Origin of the sequence: Streptomyces atratus (assembly GCF_900119365.1) — a bacterium.
Taxonomy (GTDB): Bacteria; Actinomycetota; Actinomycetes; order Streptomycetales; family Streptomycetaceae; genus Streptomyces; species Streptomyces atratus_B.
This window is the reverse complement of sequence record NZ_FPJO01000034.1, coordinates 1-17,309: the sequence shown is the minus strand read 5'-3', so window position 1 is coordinate 17,309 and position 17,309 is coordinate 1. Positions and strand designations below refer to the sequence as shown.

Here is a 17,309-nt window from a genome sequence, read left to right as displayed (position 1 = left end):
CCGATCCTCCCGTGACCGAATGTCCGTTGCCCGCCGGGCAACTCCTCGGCGCACGGCGGGAAGCCTACCTGTCCCGTCGGCCGCCCGGACAGGTCGAAGAGCCGTCACACGCCCTGTCGTTGGGGTGCGTGACGGCTCTTCGTGGAACCGGCCGGGATCAGGCGTTGGGACGCAGCGTCCAGACGACCGTCATCTCACCGGTCACCGCGCCGTCGGCGCGCTGGATCTCGACGGCCACGGGGAACTCCGGCCGCCGGCCCGCGTCCAGTTCGGCGATGACCTCGGCCACCGGGCGACCGAGGGTCGCCGTCGCGGTGACGACGCCCTTGGCCAGCTTCTTGTAGCCGATCTCCGCCTTCACCGCCAGCGGCACGGCGCGCGACATCTGGTCGCCGAAGGCGGCGATGACGATCGCCCCGCTCGCCGACTCCGCCAGCGTGAACATCGCTCCGGCGTGCGGTCCGCCGATGTGGTTGTGGTACTCGGCCTGGTCCGGCAGGCGGACCACCGCGCGCTCGGCGGTCGTCTCCAGGAATTCGAGATTGAGGGTCCGGGCCATCGGGACCGTCGCGACGAGCATCTCGCCGACGGTCATCTGTTCAGCGCTCATGACCAGATGTTACTTATGAGTAGAACTCTTTGACCATCCCCGGAAACCCCCCGGCACCCGCCTAGATCACATCCTTCACCGTCCGCACACGGGGGCGGGCGTAGCAGACCGGCCACCACCCCTCTATCGTTACTCGCCATGTGGCCAGGACAGCAGCCGCCCGGGGGCGAGCAAAACCCGCAGGACCAGAATCAGAACCCGTACCAGCAGCCGGGGTACCAGCAGCCGAATCCCTATCAGCAGCCGGGATATCAGCAGCAGGGACAACCGGGGCATCCGCAGCAGGGACAGCAGTCCGGCTATGCGCAGCCGAACCCGCACCAGCAGCCGACCGTGCCGCAGTACGCGGTGCCCGGCCCGCCCGGTCCGCCGCAGCCCGGCGACAACAAGAAGAAGACCACCGCCGTCGCGATCGTCGCGGCCACCGCTGTCGTCGTGGCCGCCGTGGTGACCGGTGTCGTCGTGATGAACAAGGACGACAAGGGCAAGGATGTCGCCGACGACAAGCAGTCCTCGGCGCCCGCCAAGCCGTCCGAGTCGGCCTCCGACGGGGCGAACCCGCGCGGCGACGACGGGGACCCCAAGCCCCTCATCCCCGGCTGGAAGGTCGTCACCAACCCCAAGTGGGGCACCCAGTTCGACGTGCCCGGCGACTGGGAGGTCGGAACGCCCGGCACGTTCTCGTACTTCGAGGACGACAAGAAGGGCGACAAATCGCCCCTCATCGGCTTCTCCGCGCCGTCGTACTACCAGAAGAAGTGGTGCGTGGACGACTCCGACAAGGACGGCGTCAAGGAGGACATGAGCCTCGCGAGCGCCGGCACCAGGGGCGCCCAGGGCGCCACCGACGCCGCCAAGAACGCCCACAGCGAGGCCGGCACCTGGGCGTGGGCCGCCTACGCGCAGCACATGCCGGAGAGCACCATCAAGTTCACCGAGGCCAAGCAGTACACCACCAAGTCGGGCCTCACCGGCCAGGTCGTCACCGCCACCGCCCCGAACGTCACGAAGAAGAAGAAGTGCGACAGCGACGGCAAGACGATCGCCTTCACCTTCAAGAACAAGAAGGGTGAGTTCGCGTCCTGGGTCCTGTACGGAGCCGACTCCGTCAAGGACGAACTCCCGGACACGACGATCCAGAAGATCCTCAGCACCGTGCGGCTGGTGGACGTCGTCAAGACCGACTGACCCGTTTCCCTCCCCCGGAAAACAGTTGGCACGGCGAGGGGTGCGGCGGCGATAGTCCCTTGGTGACTGTCGCCTCCGCCCCCGAGTACCGTCCGCTGCGTCCCGGCCGCAACTACCGTCTGCTCACCGCCGCCGCGATCATCACGGGCCTGGGTACCCATGGCGCGCTGATCGCGGCGGCGTTCGCCGTGCTGGAGGCGGGCGGTGACGGCGGCGACGTCGGTCTGGTGGCCGCCGCCAGGACCGCGCCCCTGGTGCTCTTCCTGCTGGTCGGGGGCGCGATCGCGGACCGGCTGCCGCGCCACCGGGTGATGGTCGCGGCGAACACCCTCAACTGCCTCTCGCAGGCCGCGTTCGCCTGGCTGGTCCTGGCCGGCGATCCGAAGCTGTGGCAGATGATGCTGCTCACCGCGTTGTGCGGCACCGGGCAGGCGTTCTTCAACCCGGCGGCCGAGGGCATGCTGATGTCCAGCGTCAGCCGTGAGCAGGCGAGTCGCGCCTTCGCGCTGTTCCGGATGGCCATGCAGGGCGCGACGATCGGCGGTGCGGCACTCGGCGGCGCCATGATCGCGGCAATGGATCCGGGCTGGGTGCTGGCCGTCGATGCCGCCGCCTTCGCGGTGGCGGGTGCGCTGCGCGCGTTCCTGGACGTCAGCCACATCCCCCCGCGCGCGCCGGGCGGCGGTCTGCTCGCCGATATGCGGGACGGCTGGCAGGAGTTCGTCGGCCGCCCCTGGCTGTGGAGCATCGTCGCGCAGTTCTCGGTGGTGGTCGCCGCGGTGGGTGCGGCGGAGTCGGTGTACGGTCCGCTGGTCGCCAGGGACGAGCTCGGTGGCGCCCGCCCCTGGGGATTCGCGCTCGCCGCGTTCGGGGCCGGCACCTTGGGCGGGGCGCTGCTGATGCTGCGCTGGAAGCCCCAACGGCTGTTGCTCGCCGGAACGCTCTGCGTCTTCCCGCTGGCGCTGCCGGCGGCGGGCCTCGCGGTGCCGCTGCCGGTGGGCGCGCTCTGCGTGGTGATGTTCGTCAGCGGGGCGGCCATCGAGGTGTTCGGGGTCTCGTGGATGACGGCCATGCATCAGGAGATCCCGGAGGAGAAGCTCTCCCGGGTCTCGGCGTACGACTGGTTCGGCTCGGTGGCGATGATGCCGGTGGCCACCGCGCTCGCCGGTCCGGTGGAATCGCTGGTCGGGCGGAGCGAGGCCCTGTGGGGCTGTGCGGCGCTGATCGTGCTGGTCACCGGGGCCGTGCTGTTCGTGCCGGAGGTGCGCGGTCTGACCCGGGCCCCCGCCACCGAGGTGGCGAAGGACCGGGGGCCGGCCTCAGCCGATGCTGAAGGCTCCGTCGGGCGGCTCGGGTGAGGCGACCGCCATCCCGTCCCTGACCGGCTCGGCGGCACCGGTGAGCCGGTCCAGCGCGGCGCCGTGCTCGACCCTGGCGGGGAAGGCGTCGGCGGCGCAGCGGCGGGTCAGCGTCGCGGTGTCGATGGGGCTCGGGGAAGCGACGAGGACGAGGTTGCCGAAGCGCCGGCCGCGCAGCACCGCGGGTTCGGCGATCAGTGCGAGTTCCTCGAAGACGGCCGCGAAGGTGGCCAGTTGGGAGCGGAGGAAGTCGAAGGGCGCACCGTCCGCGAGGTTGGCGGCGTAGATTCCGCCGTCCCGCAGCGACCGGCGGGCAGCCTGTGCGTACTCGACGGTGGTGAGGTGGGCGGGGACCCGCGAGCCGCCGAAGACATCCGCGATCAGGACGTCGAGGGAGCCGGGCGCGGTCTGTTCCAGTCGGCTGCGGGCGTCCGCGCCGTGCACGGTGATCCCGCTGCCGTCGGGGACCGGCAGCTGCTCGGCGACCAGTTCGAGGAGCCCGAGGTCGGCCTCGGCGACGTCCTGGCGGGAGCCGGGCCTGGCCGCGGCGACATAGCGGGGCAGGGTGAGCGCACCGCCGCCGAGGTGGAGCACGTCCAGCGGTGCGCCCGGTGCCGCCGCGCAGTCGATGACATGGGCGAGCCGTCGCGCGTACTCGAATTCGAGATGGTCCGGCGCGTCGAGGTCTACGTAGGACTGGGGCGCGCCGTCGACGGTGAGCAGCCAGGCCCTGTCCCGGTCCACGTCGGGGAGAAGCCTGGCGGTGCCCTGGTCCACGTCCCGGATGACCGGTATCGAGTCGTTCACTCCCCCATTGTGGGGTGCCGGATCAGCTGCTCAGGACCGCGGCCACGGCTTCGGTGTGTGCCGCCGACTGGGCGAGCCCGGCGCGCGCGGCTGCGGCACGGCAGCTCGGGTCGAGGGGGTTGCGGCCGAAGGCCTTCTTCGCCGCCGCGTCCGGGGTGATGACCTCGACCCGGGCCCCGTTCGCGGCGAGCGCGGCCGCCTGCGAACCCGGCGAGGCGATGGCCTTGTTGCCGCTGGCCGACGGCGCGATGACGACGACGCGTCCGTACCCGGCGGCGAGCTGGGCGTTGGCCGTGGAGTGCACCCCGCCGTCGATCCAGGACCGCCCGTCGATGCGGGCGACGGGCCATACGGCGGGGACCGCGGAGCTCGCGGTGACGGCGTCGGCGAGGGACACCCCGCTGTCCTTGTCGAAGGTGTGGAGTTCGCCGGTCGTGGCGTCGACGGCGGTGACGATCAGGGGGCGCCCCGGCCACTCGGGCGACAGCAGACGGCCCTCGATCGCCGCGCGCCGTTGCTCCGCGGTGACGCCGAGCCGGGCGTCCTGCGCGATCCTGCCGAGCTTCCGGCCGTACGCCTCGGGGGTGCGGGCGGACAGTACGGCCCCCGCGTAGCGCAGCAGGGTGAGCATGCCGAGCTTGCCGCCCGTGATGTCCTGCGGATCGGCGAGCTGGAGTTCGTAGAGTTCGGGAAGGCCGAGCAGTCCGGAGGCCAGCTGTGCGCCGACCATGGCTCCCGCGGAGCTGCCGATGATCAGATCCGCTGCGGAGAGGTCCACGCCCGACTTCGCGAGCCCGTGCAGGATTCCGGTCTCCCAGGCGCCGCCGGTGACACCGCCGGAACCCAGTACCAGTGCTGTGTCTGTCATGCCGTCAGTCTTGCGCACGACACCGGGCCCGCCCCCGTGGGGTACGGGAGGCGGGCCCTTGGTGCGTCGCCGTTCAGAGGACGCCGGTGACCGTGCCGGCGCCGACCGTGCGGCCGCCCTCGCGGATCGCGAAACCGAGTCCGGTCTCCAGCGGGACGTCACGTCCCAGCTCGACGGTCAGGTCGACCGTGTCGCCCGGACGCGCCACCGCCACCGCACCGAGGTCGACGTCGCCGACGACGTCCGCGGTGCGGATGTAGAACTGCGGCCGGTACCCGGTGGTGACCGGGGTGGTCCGGCCGCCTTCCCGCGCCGACAGGATGTACACCTGCGCGGTGAAGCGCCGGCTCGGCGTCACACTGCCCGGCGCCGCGACCACATGGCCGCGGCGGACCCGGTCGCGCTCCACCCCTCGCAGCAGCAGGGCCACGTTGTCACCGGCCTCCGCGGACTCCATCGGCTTCCCGAAGGTCTCCAGCCCGGTGACGACGGTCTCGATGTCCGGGTCCGGTCCGAGCACCGACACCCGGTCGCCGGTACGGACGGTGCCGCGCTCGACGGCTCCGGTGACGACGGTGCCCCGGCCGGTGATGGTCAGGACGTTCTCCACCGACAGCAGGAACGGCGCGTCGGTGTAGCGGACCGGCATCGGTACGTACGTGTCGACGGCGTCCAGCAGCGCCTCGACGGCCGCGGTCCAGCGCGGGTCGCCCTCCAGCGCCTTCAGGCCCGAGACCCGTACGACGGGCACCGAGTCACCGCCGTAGCCGTGCGCGGACAGCAGCTCGCGGACCTCCAGCTCGACCAGGTCGGTCAGCTCGGGGTCGCCCGCGTCGGCCTTGTTGAGAGCGACGACGATGTGGTCGACACCCACCTGGCGGGCGAGCAGCACGTGCTCGGCGGTCTGCGGCATGATCCCGTCGAGCGCGGAGACGACCAGGATCGCCCCGTCGAGCTGGGCGGCGCCGGTGACCATGTTCTTGATGTAGTCGGCGTGCCCCGGCATGTCGACATGCGCGTAGTGACGGGTGTCGGTCTCGTACTCGACGTGCGCGATGTTGATGGTGATGCCGCGCTGTGTCTCCTCCGGCGCCCGGTCGATCCGGTCGAACGGGACGAACGTGCCGGTCCCGCGGTCGCTGAGCACCTTGGTGATGGCGGCGGTCAGGGTGGTCTTCCCGTGGTCGACGTGGCCCATGGTTCCGATGTTGAGGTGCGGCTTGGTCCGCACGTATGCCGTCTTGGGCATGGTTCATTCCTTGGTGTTCGAAGCTGAGAGAGAAGACCCCAGGGCCCGGCCGACCCTCCCCTTGCGGGGTCCGCCGGACTGTCGGGGGAGGGTCAGCTTCGGGCGCCGCCGATGGGCGCCGCGGCAGCGGTGAACGCTGCTGCGAAGAGTGCTGCGGTGACGGGGCTCACGGCAGCCTTCGGCGCGTCCGCGACTGCGGACGGCGCTGCGAGGAAGGCGTACCGGAACATGGGTCCGATCATGTCGGACGGGCATGGCCGCGTCGAATGGTTTTCGGGCGGCACCCCGGTCCCGCAAAGGCGTTCGGCCCGCGCCGGCCACCGGAGCGGGCGCGGGGCGCGGTCTCGGCCGCCCGGCTGCCGCCACGCACATCACGGCGATCGGACACCGGCGTCGGTTACTCTCCCCGCATGCTCGACCCCGTCCCCGCCGCCCGGCCCGCCACCGGCCTCGCCGTGCGCTGTACGAGGGCGCTGCTCTCGCCCTGGTCCCGGTTCTCGCTGCTCGTGGCCCTGCTGCTGGGCGCCGCGGCGACGATGCTCCTCCTCGAACCCCAGCGGCTGCTCGCCACCGGCTGGCCCGCCCGGCTCAGCGGTGGCGCCGTCGCGGTGATCCTGTTCGGTGTCGCGTACGGCGTGTGCACCGTGGCTTTCGTTCCGCGGCCGCTGCTCAATCTCGCCGCCGGTGCGCTCTTCGGTACGCAGGCGGGACTGACCGCCGCGCTGGCGGGGACGGTGCTCGGTGCGGGCATCTCGTTCGGGCTGGGCCGGGTGCTGGGGCAGGACGCGCTCCGTACGCTGCTGCGCGGGCGGTGGCTGAAGGCCGCGGACGGCCAGTTGAGCAGGCACGGGTTCCGTTCGATGCTGGCGCTGCGGCTGTTCCCGGGTGTGCCGTTCGCGGCGGCCAACTACTGCGCGGCGGTGTCGCGGATGGGGTATCTGCCGTTCCTGGTGGCGACCGGGCTCGGCTCGATCCCGAACACCGCGGCGTATGTCGTCGCGGGCAGCGAGGCCTCGTCACCGACGTCTCCGGCGTTCCTCGCCGCGATGGGCTTCATCGTGCTGACGGGGCTCGGCGCGGCCGTCGTCGCCTGGCGCAAGCGCCACCGCCTGACTGCGGGGTGAGCCGGTGCGCACGGCGCCCTGCGCCGGGGCGGTGGGGCGACCCGGGGGTACGCGTAACGCTGTTCATCTGAGGGCGGTACCCTGCCCGCGACCGACCGAAGACATCCGGGCCCGTGACGGGTCTGCCCTCAATCGACCGCAATGCGCACGCTGCCGACGGCCCTCGCTGCCGTCGGCCGATGCACGAGCACCCCCGGGATGGCCAAAGCCCCATGAGCTGGTTCGAATCGTTCGTCCTGGGCCTCGTTCAGGGACTGACCGAGTTCCTGCCGATTTCCTCCAGCGCGCATCTGCGGCTCACCGCTGCGTTCGCCGGCTGGCACGACCCGGGTGCGGCGTTCACCGCCATCACCCAGATCGGCACGGAGGCGGCAGTCCTCATCTACTTCCGCAAGGACATCGTCCGGATCGTCTCGGCCTGGTTCCGTTCACTGACCGACCGGTCGATGCGCGGCGACCACGACGCCCAGATGGGCTGGCTGGTCATCGTGGGCTCCATCCCCATCGGCGTGCTCGGTGTGACGTTCAAGGACCAGATCGAGGGCCCGTTCCGTGATCTGCGGCTGATCGCCACCACGCTGATCGTGATGGGTGTCGTCCTGGGAATCGCCGACCGGCTCGCCGCCCGCGACGAGGCGGGCGGGAAGCACCGGGCCGCCAAGGAGCGCAAGACGCTCAAGGAACTCGGGGTGAAGGACGGCCTGATCTTCGGTTTCTGTCAGGCGATGGCCCTGATCCCGGGTGTCTCCCGCTCCGGAGCCACCATCAGCGGCGGTCTGCTGATGGGGTACACCCGCGAGGCTGCGGCACGGTACTCCTTCCTGCTCGCGATCCCGGCGGTGCTCGCCTCGGGGGTCTTCGAGCTGAAGGACGCGGGTGAGGGACATGTGTCATGGGGGCCGACGATCTTCGCGACGGTCATCGCGTTCGGTGTGGGGTACGCGGTCATCGCCTGGTTCATGAAGTTCATCACGACCAAGAGCTTCATGCCGTTCGTCATCTACCGCGTACTGCTCGGCGTGCTGCTGTTCGCGCTGGTGGCGGCCGGTGTGCTGAGCCCGCACGCGGGTGAGTCGGCGGGCTGAGGGTCCGATGGGGGCGTTTCCCAGCACCCAATCCCCCGACTTCAGATGGAGATTATTAGAGAGAATTAGAGACGATTCGAGCCCGCTCGACATGATCATCCCTCACTCGTCTCCCATTCGATCTCCCACGCAACTGAACCAGGGCGAGGCCGCCACCTGGAGGGGCGGACCGCGACCTCACCCTGGTCAGGCCCCCTCAGCCGCCCTCGGCGACCATGCCGCCTGTCGAGGCGCTGGCTGTCATCGATGTCCTGTACCACAACGACGACGAGGACGGGGATCCCCCGCCGCTCGCGGAGCTGCGGCGACGGCTCACTTACTGCTGCGAGGCGTTCCAGGCCTGTCATTACGGGGCGCTCGGCCGAGACCTGCCCGCGCTGATCGTCAGGTCCAGGCAGTCCGCCGCGCGGGCCGGCGCTGAGGCCAGCGAGGCTCACGCCCTGCTATCGCGCGTTCTGCAGCTGACGGCCTCATTCCTCCACAAGTACGGCCCGGCAACGGCCGTGCAGGCTGCGGTGGTTGCCGACCGAGCCCTGGCTGCGGCCGAGCGCTCCGGCGATGCAGTGGCGATCGGTTCGGCATCGAGACGGGTAGCGAAGTCGCTCACGTACCAGCAGCAGCCGCGCGCGGCCGTGGACTTCGCCATAGGGGCAGCGCGGCGCCTGTCCACAGAGCTGGAGGCAAGCGGACCGCTGGGGCTGTCGACGCTCGGCATGCTGTACCTGTCCGCGGCGGTCGCAGCCGCATCCCTGGACCGGTCGACGGCCGCGGTTCGGCAAGCCAGTGAGCACGTGGACCAGGCTGCCGAGGTGGCTGACCAGCAGGGCGCCGACCTCGACGAGGATTACACGATGTTCGGGCCGACGAACGTCGGGCTGCACCGGGTGGATGTGCTGACCAGGTTCGAGGACGGGTGGTCAGCGATCGAGGCCGCGGACGGGCTCGAGGGCGAAGCACTGCATGGGCTGTCGAAGGAGCGGCAGGCGCAGCACCTCATCACGATGGCACGCGCTCAGCTCTTGACACGGCGCAAGGAGACTGCGGCGGACTCGCTGATCGAGGCGGCGCGGCTGACCCCGGAAGAGGTCATCGGCCGACAGTCCACGGTCGACCTGGTGGCCGACGTGGTCGGGGCGACCCCGGTTCCCGGCGGGGACTTGCGTCGCCTGGCCGCGCGATGTGGACTCCCGGCATGACGAAGCGAGTTCTCTATCTCATCGCCTGCGCGGCCGGCCCGACCCAGTACATCGACGAGGGGGTTCGCCAAGCCCAGGCCCGCGGCTGGGACACCTGCCTGATCCTGACACCGTCGGCAGCGGCCTGGTGGGAGCCGCGAATGGGCGAGCTGGAGAAGCTGACCGGGCACCCCGTGCGGTCTCGGTACAAGCTCCCCCGGGAGAAAGACGCGCTGCCCAACGCTGACGCGATGCTGTTCGCGCCGCTCAGCTGCACCAGCCTGAACAAGTGGGGCGGCGGCATCTCGGACACGCTCGCGCTCGGGCTCATCTCCGAGGGCGTACACATGGGCGTGCCCGCACTGGCCATGCCCTACTTCAATCAGGCGCAGGCCGCTCAGCCGGCCGTGGCCCGCAGCATCGCCGACCTCCGCAGCCAGGGCGTGGTCTTCCTCGATGGGCAGGACGGGTACGAGTCGCACCCTCCAAAACAGGGCAACCCGCAGGCCTACCCATGGCATCTCGCCCTCGACGCGGTCGGCGCGACTGTCAGTCTTGCCTCGTAGCCTGTTCCCATGTCGATCACCCCTTCGCCTGCCACGCCTGTGCGCTCCCCCGCCGCGGTGAACGCGGACATCCGCGCGCTGTGGGCGGCTGGCCCGCTGTCGCTGGAGGGTGAGGCGGAGTATCAGCGGCTGCTGGTGGAGTGGGAGGCCGCGGTCCGGTCGGATGTCGTCGCAGCGGCCTGACCTGCGCGGCTCCGTTCGATTGTCAGTGGCGCCGTTTACGATCCGGCCGTGGCAATCGACATCCTGAGGATCTGGTCGAGCTTGAGCGCAAGGCGGTGGCCGAGCAGCAGAAGGCGCACGCCGAGCCGTACACCGAGGAAGGTTCGGCCGCATGGCGGCAGGCAGCAGAAACGTTCCAAGCTGCCGTGACCGCGCACGCCGAGGCGGCCGGGGTGCCCCGGCACGAGCTGGAGACGGCCATGAAGAAGGCCGTGCTACATCCGGAGCCTGAGGGCGACTGATGCACGTCCGCCCCTCCCTCCGGGCGCTGTTCCGGGTGAGGGGCGGTCTCGTAGCTGCGCCCAGCCATAGGCGCGAATGTGATGGGTCCACGGTACTGGGCCGGTATGACAACCCGGGGTGGCCCGCCGTGACAGGGGTGTCACGGCGGGCCACGGCCAGCGTGGGCCGAAGTTCGCAGAGGTCCAGGAGAGACTTAGAATCGAACGCATGCCCGATCACCCGTCGCGTCTAGTCCTGCTGCGCTTCCTCCAGAGAGTGCGGGAATAGGCCGCTAACAGAACCGGTCGGTCGCCCGGCTGAAGCCGTCGTCGTAGCCCCTGGCGTAGCCCTGTGCCCAACGATTGTCCTGCTGGACGCCCTGTTGGAACACGGACCCGGAACGGTTGCAGTCGTCCCGCGCGTCCGCATATCCGTTCCGGAAGCCACTCCGGTAGCCGTCCCGGAAAGAATCGGTGACAAAGTCGTGGGCGGCTACTGCCTGCGCAGGTTTGGGGGCGGCCGACGCCTGTGAGGTGAGCGCTGGCGCGCATGCCAGGCTGCCGATGACCAGAGCTGAGCTGAGAGCCGCGAACGCCTTGTTGGTGCGCATGGATTTCTCCTTGGGTGCGAGTACAGGCGTGCCTTTTCAGGCTCCTACGGACATGGCATCGGCGCGACCTCACTCCGGGCCACCGGGGCACTTCGGTCCGTGCTCGGAAAGGTGGCCCCGACATCAAACGGGCGGGCGCATGTCTGCCCGCCACGTGAGCGTGCCGACGCTCCGTCACCGCGAGGGCGGCGGGGCGCCTGTGCTGCATCGTCAGGCGTCGATGCCCGCCATGACGCCGGTGGTGGCAGCGGCCGAGGTCCCGCACTGGATCGAATGGCGCGGCAGGCGGGCGCATCGGTACGAGGCGGCATGAGGAGAGGCTAGGCAGCGGATCGCGCTCAGTCAGAGGCCAGACGGTATTCGGCAATGTTGCCCTTGCTCTCGATCCTCACAAGAACCCCGTTGCGAAGGAGTCGGCGCAGGGTGCCCCTCGCCTGCATCTCGCGCGCACGGTCGCCGTTGGCGTACACGCCGACCTTGACCATGCCGTGGTCGCGCCAGCGGCGGAAGAACGCGTATACCCGGTCCCACGGCGGAAAGTCGGCGGGCATCGCCCGCCATTTGATGCCGTTGTCCCGATGCCGTTGTTTGAGAGGTGCAAGTAGTTCCTCTCCCAGGCACGGTGACCGCCGGGGTGCTGGTTCGTTGATCGGACATGCATCCATGGATCGGGTTATCCGATGAGGTCCGGCTCGGGTTGCTCACCGAGTGGACCGTTCCTGAGCTGGTGGACGAGGTGCTGACCGCGTGTGGTCGGCGGGATGCCAAGCCCCGTCCCCTGTCGAGCCGGTCCATGGTCTAGTTCGTGCTTGCTCTGGCGCTGTTCCAGCAGGACTCCTACGACGATGTCGCGGAGAACCTGGTCGGGGCCCTGGGTGAGATGGACCAGTCGGTCCCGAACAAGTCGTCGTTCGCCAGGGCCCGGCAGCAGCTTGGGTCCGCACCGTTGGAAGGAGTGTTCCGCCGTGTGGCGGGGGCGATCGCTCCGCCCACACTCGAGGCGGCGTTCTGGCGCGGGATGAGAGTTGCCGCGGTCGACGGGTTCTTGCTGGACGTGCCGGAGAACGATACGACACGTGCAGCTTTTGGTGGGCAGGTGGACAGCGCCGGTCGGCCCGTCGGGTTCCCGCAGGCCAGGGTGGTGACGCTGACCGAGACCAGTACGCACGCGACGATCGACGCGCGGATAGGCAGCTTCAAGGGCGGTGGTGGCGAGCCCGCGCTGGCGACAGAGATGGCCGGCAGTGCCGCCGGCATGCTGGTGATCATGGACCGGGCCTTCCCCGGTGTCGCACTGTGGAAGGCCTACACGCAGGCCGGAGCACACTTGCTGATCAGAGCCCGCACCTTCGTCGCCGCGGAGCCCATGGAGGTCTTGCCTGACGGGACCTATCTGACCTTGGACCAGTCTGGGGTGAGGATGAGAGCCGGGATGTTGCCGTAGTAGTGCGTGCCCCAGCTCGTGTGCAGGGTCAGGCCCAGACCGTGGTGGCCGGCGCGGGCGTCTGCTTTGCCGAGCGAGCGCAGCGGGACGTCGCAGGGCCGGGGGCGGCGACGAGAGCGGGGGACCGTCCCGGCCCGAGGGCGCGGGACCGTCCGCTTAACCGATGCGCGGGGCCGGGGCGCTCTTCCCGTACGGGCTCCTCTCCCCGATAATGGCCCTCAACTGTCTGGCCTTGGGGGGCTTGTGTCGGATCGTGGTTCCACTCCTGTTCCGCCCTCCATGCGCAGAGTCGCGCGGGAGTTCGAACTCGGTTCGCGCCAGGGGCTGGTGTGGACCGAGCCCAAGCGCTTTCCGTGGATCGTGGTGCTGCTGCCGGCACTGGTCGGACTGCCGGTGCTCTGGCTGGGGATTTCGGCCGCAGTGGAGGGCCAGCGGAGCCACGGCGCCTGGTACTACGGGCTGCCGCTGCTCATCTTGGGGACCGCCATAGTCGCCGCAGCCGGGTATTTCCTCTTCCTCGCGCTCACGAGACGGCAGGCGCAGGTCTGGGTAGGTCACTACCAGCACGGCATCGTCCGGGAGGTCGCCGGGCACGGGCCGGAGGCGTACTCATGGGACGAGATCGATGGCATTCGGCGGAGCAGCACCAAAGTGACGAACGGGATCACCAGCGTCACCACACACGAACTCTGGGTGCGTCCTCGTGAGGGCGCCGAGATCACGGTGACCGACGTGTACAAGGGGGTCGCACGGTTCATCGACGAACTGGACAAGACATTCACGCGCGTACGGCTGCCGCAGGACAGGGACCGGCTGAAGGCGGGCGAACGGGTCGACTTCTTCGGGGCCCACCTCGATCCCGCCGGCGTCGGGTACCTCGACCACCGGCTCGACTGGCGCGAGGTTAACCGGGTCACGGTGAAACACGGCTGGCTGGAGATCCATCGGCACGGCGACGGAAAGCCGTGGGCCAGGCTCCCCGTAGAGATGGTCGAGAATCTGTCGGTCTTCCTGGCCCTCGCCGCAAGGATGCGCCAGGAAGCAGCCGGGAAGCGGCCGCGACCAGACGATCCGGCCTGATCCGGCGCTCCGGCAGCAGGTCTGGATCAACGAACCAGCACCCCGGCGGTCACCGTGCTTGGGAGAGGAACTACTTGCACCTCTCAAACAACGGCATTGGCCGTTGTCCACCAGGTAGCGGACCGCATCGAGTATCGCCCGGTGACAGTACGCCTCCGGCTGCCCTCCCCGGCCGCGCATCCAGCCCGGCACCGGCAGCAGCGGCCGGATGGCCGCCCACTCCGCGTCCGTCATGTCCGTCGGATATCGCGGCTGCCGGGACCCGTTGTCGGCGGCGTTTCCGAACCGGTGAGCCAGGCAGTCACACTCCAGCGTGACTGAACTGGACTGCCCGGCCATCGACACGGAACACTGCGGCACCAGGGCCTCCTGATGTTGCTCGGTGATTCGACACCAACGAGCTGTTCAGGAGGCCCTACTCATATGCGCCGAGCACCCCGCGACCACCCAATCGGGACTCCCGTTCGATCGACAAATCCCAAGATCGGTACGACAACAGCTACTCAGCTTTCCGTTTAACCTGCGGCAGTTCGATGTGCGGTGAGGCTCTCGGCGCGTTTCACGGTCTTGCCAACGTCGTGATGGGGTGCGACCTTGCGGTTCTTCGATCCGGAGGGACGCCCGGGGCCGGGTCGGGAGGGTTGCGGAACACCGGCGGGGCGGGTCGTGGTCGCGCGGATGTTGCGGAACCCTCGCCGGACTCGGGCGGGAGTGAGGCGGCGGGGTGGGGCCGGTCGCTCCCAGGGCCTTCGGAGGTCCTCGGCGAGTGCGCGGGCGAGGTGGATCCGGGTGTAGGCGGCGGTGATCAGCCAGGTCCACAGGTCGGCGGTCTCGGGGCTGCGGACCTTCGGCATGGTCCAGCCGAGCGTTTGCTTCATGAGCCGGAAGGTGTGTTCAAGATCCAATACCGTTAGTTCAAGAGGCTGGTGGGGTGAGAGTCGGGGTGCGGGGTGGGGCTGGCGTTCCGTGATGGTCGGGCTTCTTGATGACGTAGCGGGAGATGATCCGCTTGACGGTTCTCGGGTTGGAGCGCGGTCGTCTCGGTGGGTTGATGTTGGCCAGGAGCTCGCCGAAAACGAAGGCAAGGCCGCGGTCAGGCTGAGGGGAAAAAGTCCGCTGGCGGCATCATCGTGATGCGGCGGGCGGCGCGCAGGCAGGTCATGAACGAGAGGCGGTCCGGGTCGAGGTTCTCGGTGTTGGCGCGGGCGGCCTGGAGCATGTGCACGCGTAGCGCGTAGTGGACGAGCAGGTGGCCCCAGATCTGCTGGAGGATTCCGTCGGGTGTCTTGCTGGCCAGGACTTGTCCGGCGCCGATCTGCTGGGCCTTGAGCTCCTTGAACGTGGATTCGATCTCCCAGCGTTCCGTGTAGAGGGCTGCGAGCTCGCTGCCCGGGTACTGCTCGTGGTCGGTCAGCGTGGTCAGCAGCGTGTACTCCTCACCGGCCGCCTCGAGTTGGTAGCGCACGGCGCGGACCTGGATGCCGTGTTCCCGCCGCCGGTCGGTGTGCCCGTAGATGGTGGTGAGCCAGGACCCGTCCGCCAGAACCTCGTCAGGGACGAGGCTGTAGCGGCTGCCTGCCAGCCGCATCAGCAGCTCGGCACCCGAGGTCGCCCAGCCCCGCCACAGCTCCACACCGGGGTAGCCGCGGTCGGCGAGCACCAGCATCCCGGGCCGCATCGACCGGGCCGACTCCCTACCAGCCGTCGTCTCGTGCGTGTGGTAGTCGGTGACCTCCGCATCCACGATGGCATGCGTGCCGCACTCCACCAGTCCCACGACCCGGGCCTGCGGGAACGCGGCGCGCTTGTAGGGCCGTTCCCCCGGCTTGGGCCGGCCGCCATGCCGCCCGAACACCTCGTCATTGGCCGGAGTGTCGGCGATGTCCACGCAGGTGCCGTCCACTGCCATCAGACGCAGTCCGCGCCAGAACGCCCACGCATCCGACGGCTCGGCCAGCGGCACCACAGTCCGCGCGAACAGTTCACGCAGGGGCTCCCATCCCAGCCGCCGACGCGCCAGGGAGATCGAGGGCTTGGACGGCTCCCGCCAGGTGCCCAGCAGGCCGACCTGCCGCAGCCCGAACGTCGTCTTACGCATGACCTCCAGGTACGGGTCCGGAGAGAACAACGCCAGCCCGAGCACGAAGTACAGCACCAGCCGGGCAGGCAGCACCCTGGACCGGCGTTCGCGCCGGCCGCACGCCTCGACTGCCCGGTCCACTGCACCCGCCGGATACACCCGGGCCAGCAGTCCCACACTCACCACATCGTGAGCCCCTTGCACCCCGCACCACCCCGCTTGACGACCCGTCACATAGAGCCCACCAGCCGCTTAAACTAACGGTATTGGTTCAAGATCGAATCTGCGGAGGAAGGTCCGCCAGATCCGGTCCAGGTGGGCACCGTCGACGCCGGGGGCCGAGGACCACAGCCAGACGGGCCTGGGGTCGCGGTCGCCGGGCAGGTACTCGACCTTCAGGCGGATCAACGTGCCGTGAACAAGGGGGAGTTCACCGTTGAAGTTTCCCCGTGATCTTGGACACGTCGTCGTTACGCCGCGAGGGCCTGATCCTGTTGGTAGCGCAGGCGCGTCTCGTGGGGCGTGAGGTAGCCCCAGTGGATGTGCTTGCGCAGACGGCGTCTGTTGCAGAAGGTCTCGACGAAGTCGAAGATGTCGGTGCGGGCGGTGGCCCGGTCGGGCCAGAAGCGGGTGCCGATCTCCTCTTTGAGCACGGCCCAGAAACTCTCCGCGGCGGCGTTGTCGAAGCAGTTGCCGGTCCGCCCCATGCTTTGCCGACACTCCAACTCGCCGATTTTCATGCGGAGTTGGCCGGAGGCGTATTCCGATCCGCGGTCGCTGTGGATCACGCAGCCGGGCTCCAGGCGGCCCAGCGCGGCAGCCATGTCCAGGGCATCGACAACGAGTTCGGCACGATGGTGGTCGGCCATCGAGTAGCCGATCACCTCCCGGGTCGCCAGGTCCAGCCACGCGGCGAGGCAGAGCCAGCCCTCGGCGGTGGGGATGTAGGTGATGTCCCCGACGATCTTCGTACCGGGGCGGGTCGCGGTGAAGTCCCGGCCGATCAGATCCGGCGACGGGGCGGCCCTGGTGTCGGCCTTGGTCAGGCCGCGGCGTCCGGTGCGCCGGCTGTGCCCGGCGATGCCGTGCTCCCGCATGACCCGCTCCACCCGCTTGCGGTTGACCAGTCGGCCCTGCCGGCGCAGTTCGGCGGTGACGCGCGGGACGCCGTAGTTCCGCCGGGAAGCCAGGTGGATCACCGTGATCTCGTGCGCCAGGGCCTCATCCGCCCGCCGCCGCGCTGCGCGGGCCTGCCGCCCGGCCACCCACGCGCAGTACGTGGAGCGGGCGGTCCTCATCACCTTGCACAGCGGCGTGACCGCATAGTTCGCCTTCTCCGCGTGGATGAACCGGCATATCTTGCTCACCGGTCGCTCTCCTTCACGAAGAAGGCAGTCGCTTTCTTCAGGATCTCGATCGTCTTCGCCTGCTCGGCGGTCAGCTTCCGCAGCCGCTTCAGCTCCTCGTCCCGATCGTCGGCGGCCCGCCCCGCTCGCACGGAACCAGGTCCCGATCCGGTGTCCTGGGCAGCGCGGGCCTTCTTCACCCAGCCCCGCAGTGACTCCGAACTGACGCCGAGCTCCCGGGCAACCTCGGTCACCGTCCGTCCCGACGACCGCAC

The 17,309-nt window shown here is 69.6% G+C and carries 20 protein-coding genes and 3 pseudogenes; 10 read left to right on the top strand and 13 right to left on the bottom strand.

The features are described 5' to 3' along the window. Nucleotides 1-157: 157 nt before the first annotated feature. Nucleotides 158-595 (bottom strand): DUF4442 domain-containing protein, encoded by a 438-nt coding sequence (locus tag BT364_RS33925; RefSeq protein WP_072489044.1) that lies wholly within the window; start codon nucleotides 593-595, stop codon nucleotides 158-160. 153 nt (nucleotides 596-748) lie between these two features. On the opposite strand from BT364_RS33925, the gene BT364_RS33920 reads away from it, so the two are divergent. Together BT364_RS33920 and BT364_RS33915 are read left to right on the top strand one after the other, a co-directional pair. Beyond that, nucleotides 749-1,798: a DUF8017 domain-containing protein gene (locus BT364_RS33920; protein ID WP_072489043.1), complete on the top strand. Its 1,050-nt coding sequence runs from the start codon at nucleotides 749-751 to the stop codon at nucleotides 1,796-1,798. A 62-nt stretch (nucleotides 1,799-1,860) separates the two neighbouring features. Then, nucleotides 1,861-3,156 (top strand): MFS transporter, encoded by a 1,296-nt coding sequence (locus BT364_RS33915; RefSeq protein ID WP_072489042.1) that lies wholly within the window; start codon nucleotides 1,861-1,863, stop codon nucleotides 3,154-3,156. On the opposite strand, the gene BT364_RS33910 is transcribed toward BT364_RS33915, so the two are convergent. From BT364_RS33910 to BT364_RS42035, 4 genes are all read right to left on the bottom strand, one after another. After that, nucleotides 3,118-3,963, bottom strand: coding sequence for a spermidine synthase (locus BT364_RS33910; protein WP_072489041.1), 846 nt, complete (start codon nucleotides 3,961-3,963; stop codon nucleotides 3,118-3,120). The two genes, BT364_RS33915 and BT364_RS33910, sit on opposite strands and share 39 nt — an antisense overlap. 22 nt (nucleotides 3,964-3,985) lie before the next feature. After that, nucleotides 3,986-4,831 carry a patatin-like phospholipase family protein gene (locus tag BT364_RS33905; protein ID WP_072489040.1) on the bottom strand — a complete coding sequence of 282 codons (846 nt, stop codon included), beginning with the start codon at nucleotides 4,829-4,831 and terminating at the stop codon, nucleotides 3,986-3,988. A gap of 73 nt (nucleotides 4,832-4,904) precedes the next feature. Further along, the gene (gene tuf / locus BT364_RS33900) at nucleotides 4,905-6,080 is read right to left on the bottom strand and encodes an elongation factor Tu (RefSeq protein WP_072489039.1); all 1,176 of its coding nucleotides are present in this window, start codon (nucleotides 6,078-6,080) and stop codon (nucleotides 4,905-4,907) included. A 92-nt stretch (nucleotides 6,081-6,172) separates the two neighbouring features. Further along, nucleotides 6,173-6,310: a hypothetical protein gene (locus BT364_RS42035; protein WP_177328347.1), complete on the bottom strand. Its 138-nt coding sequence runs from the start codon at nucleotides 6,308-6,310 to the stop codon at nucleotides 6,173-6,175. A 180-nt stretch (nucleotides 6,311-6,490) separates the two neighbouring features. On the opposite strand from BT364_RS42035, the gene BT364_RS33895 reads away from it, so the two are divergent. From BT364_RS33895 to BT364_RS33875, 6 genes are all read left to right on the top strand, one after another. Next, a complete protein-coding gene (locus BT364_RS33895; protein ID WP_072489038.1) occupies nucleotides 6,491-7,204 on the top strand; it encodes a TVP38/TMEM64 family protein in 714 nt (237 codons plus the stop codon). Nucleotides 7,205-7,416: 212 nt separating this feature from the next. Next, complete coding sequence (locus tag BT364_RS33890) at nucleotides 7,417-8,289, top strand: undecaprenyl-diphosphate phosphatase (RefSeq protein WP_072489037.1); 873 nt, start codon at nucleotides 7,417-7,419, stop codon at nucleotides 8,287-8,289. A 215-nt stretch (nucleotides 8,290-8,504) separates the two neighbouring features. Then, on the top strand, nucleotides 8,505-9,485 hold the full coding sequence (locus tag BT364_RS33885) for a DNA-binding protein (protein ID WP_177328352.1): 981 nt from the start codon (nucleotides 8,505-8,507) through the stop codon (nucleotides 9,483-9,485). Further along, nucleotides 9,482-10,030 carry a flavoprotein gene (locus tag BT364_RS33880; protein WP_072489036.1) on the top strand — a complete coding sequence of 183 codons (549 nt, stop codon included), beginning with the start codon at nucleotides 9,482-9,484 and terminating at the stop codon, nucleotides 10,028-10,030. Before BT364_RS33885 ends, BT364_RS33880 begins: the two co-directional genes overlap by 4 nt. 9 nt (nucleotides 10,031-10,039) lie before the next feature. After that, complete coding sequence (locus tag BT364_RS42030) at nucleotides 10,040-10,213, top strand: hypothetical protein (protein WP_177328351.1); 174 nt, start codon at nucleotides 10,040-10,042, stop codon at nucleotides 10,211-10,213. A 95-nt stretch (nucleotides 10,214-10,308) separates the two neighbouring features. Then, nucleotides 10,309-10,494 carry a hypothetical protein gene (locus tag BT364_RS33875; RefSeq protein WP_256260343.1) on the top strand — a complete coding sequence of 62 codons (186 nt, stop codon included), beginning with the start codon at nucleotides 10,309-10,311 and terminating at the stop codon, nucleotides 10,492-10,494. Nucleotides 10,495-10,766: 272 nt separating this feature from the next. On the opposite strand, the gene BT364_RS33870 is transcribed toward BT364_RS33875, so the two are convergent. Next, nucleotides 10,767-11,084, bottom strand: a complete 318-nt coding sequence (locus BT364_RS33870; protein ID WP_072489035.1) for a hypothetical protein — start codon at nucleotides 11,082-11,084, stop codon at nucleotides 10,767-10,769. Nucleotides 11,085-11,422: 338 nt separating this feature from the next. Continuing rightward, a complete protein-coding gene (locus BT364_RS43580; protein WP_256260342.1) occupies nucleotides 11,423-11,635 on the bottom strand; it encodes a transposase in 213 nt (70 codons plus the stop codon). A gap of 254 nt (nucleotides 11,636-11,889) precedes the next feature. On the opposite strand from BT364_RS43580, the gene BT364_RS33855 reads away from it, so the two are divergent. Continuing rightward, complete coding sequence (locus tag BT364_RS33855) at nucleotides 11,890-12,528, top strand: transposase domain-containing protein (RefSeq protein ID WP_072489034.1); 639 nt, start codon at nucleotides 11,890-11,892, stop codon at nucleotides 12,526-12,528. Nucleotides 12,529-12,807: 279 nt separating this feature from the next. Then, on the top strand, nucleotides 12,808-13,608 hold the full coding sequence (locus tag BT364_RS42025; RefSeq protein ID WP_177328350.1) for a DUF6585 family protein: 801 nt from the start codon (nucleotides 12,808-12,810) through the stop codon (nucleotides 13,606-13,608). A 111-nt stretch (nucleotides 13,609-13,719) separates the two neighbouring features. Here BT364_RS42025 and BT364_RS44440 read toward each other — a convergent pair. From BT364_RS44440 to BT364_RS42020, 6 genes and pseudogenes are all read right to left on the bottom strand, one after another. Beyond that, nucleotides 13,720-13,842, bottom strand: a pseudogene (locus tag BT364_RS44440) (transposase); the annotation flags it as partial. Between the two features lie 281 nt (nucleotides 13,843-14,123). Continuing rightward, nucleotides 14,124-14,510, bottom strand: a pseudogene (locus tag BT364_RS33845) (NF041680 family putative transposase); the annotation flags it as partial. A 191-nt stretch (nucleotides 14,511-14,701) separates the two neighbouring features. Next, complete coding sequence (locus tag BT364_RS33840) at nucleotides 14,702-15,871, bottom strand: IS4 family transposase (RefSeq protein WP_177328349.1); 1,170 nt, start codon at nucleotides 15,869-15,871, stop codon at nucleotides 14,702-14,704. An 87-nt stretch (nucleotides 15,872-15,958) separates the two neighbouring features. Next, a pseudogene (locus tag BT364_RS44010) lies at nucleotides 15,959-16,126 on the bottom strand (NF041680 family putative transposase); the annotation flags it as partial. Between the two features lie 32 nt (nucleotides 16,127-16,158). Next, entirely contained in the window at nucleotides 16,159-17,055 is an 897-nt protein-coding gene (locus BT364_RS33835) for an IS3 family transposase (protein ID WP_072489032.1), read from the bottom strand. Then, nucleotides 17,052-17,309, bottom strand: a 258-nt coding sequence (locus tag BT364_RS42020; protein WP_218172475.1) for a transposase, incomplete at its 5' end; no start/stop codon positions are given. The genes BT364_RS42020 and BT364_RS33835, both read right to left, overlap by 4 nt.

What these genes read in the sequence shown, in the direction of transcription:
- BT364_RS33925 (WP_072489044.1), bottom strand. Translation starts at nt 595, where the DNA reads ATGACCGTCGGCGAGATGCTCGTCGCGACGGTCCCGATGGCCCGGACC.
- BT364_RS33920 (WP_072489043.1), top strand. Translation starts at nt 749, where the DNA reads ATGTGGCCAGGACAGCAGCCGCCCGGGGGCGAGCAAAACCCGCAGGAC.
- BT364_RS33905 (WP_072489040.1), bottom strand. Translation starts at nt 4,831, where the DNA reads ATGACAGACACAGCACTGGTACTGGGTTCCGGCGGTGTCACCGGCGGC.
- tuf (WP_072489039.1), bottom strand. Translation starts at nt 6,080, where the DNA reads ATGCCCAAGACGGCATACGTGCGGACCAAGCCGCACCTCAACATCGGA.
- BT364_RS42035 (WP_177328347.1), bottom strand. Translation starts at nt 6,310, where the DNA reads ATGTTCCGGTACGCCTTCCTCGCAGCGCCGTCCGCAGTCGCGGACGCG.
- BT364_RS33895 (WP_072489038.1), top strand. Translation starts at nt 6,491, where the DNA reads ATGCTCGACCCCGTCCCCGCCGCCCGGCCCGCCACCGGCCTCGCCGTG.
- BT364_RS33890 (WP_072489037.1), top strand. Translation starts at nt 7,417, where the DNA reads ATGAGCTGGTTCGAATCGTTCGTCCTGGGCCTCGTTCAGGGACTGACC.
- BT364_RS33885 (WP_177328352.1), top strand. Translation starts at nt 8,505, where the DNA reads ATGCCGCCTGTCGAGGCGCTGGCTGTCATCGATGTCCTGTACCACAAC.
- BT364_RS33880 (WP_072489036.1), top strand. Translation starts at nt 9,482, where the DNA reads ATGACGAAGCGAGTTCTCTATCTCATCGCCTGCGCGGCCGGCCCGACC.
- BT364_RS42030 (WP_177328351.1), top strand. Translation starts at nt 10,040, where the DNA reads ATGTCGATCACCCCTTCGCCTGCCACGCCTGTGCGCTCCCCCGCCGCG.
- BT364_RS33870 (WP_072489035.1), bottom strand. Translation starts at nt 11,084, where the DNA reads ATGCGCACCAACAAGGCGTTCGCGGCTCTCAGCTCAGCTCTGGTCATC.
- BT364_RS43580 (WP_256260342.1), bottom strand. Translation starts at nt 11,635, where the DNA reads ATGCCCGCCGACTTTCCGCCGTGGGACCGGGTATACGCGTTCTTCCGC.
- BT364_RS42025 (WP_177328350.1), top strand. Translation starts at nt 12,808, where the DNA reads ATGCGCAGAGTCGCGCGGGAGTTCGAACTCGGTTCGCGCCAGGGGCTG.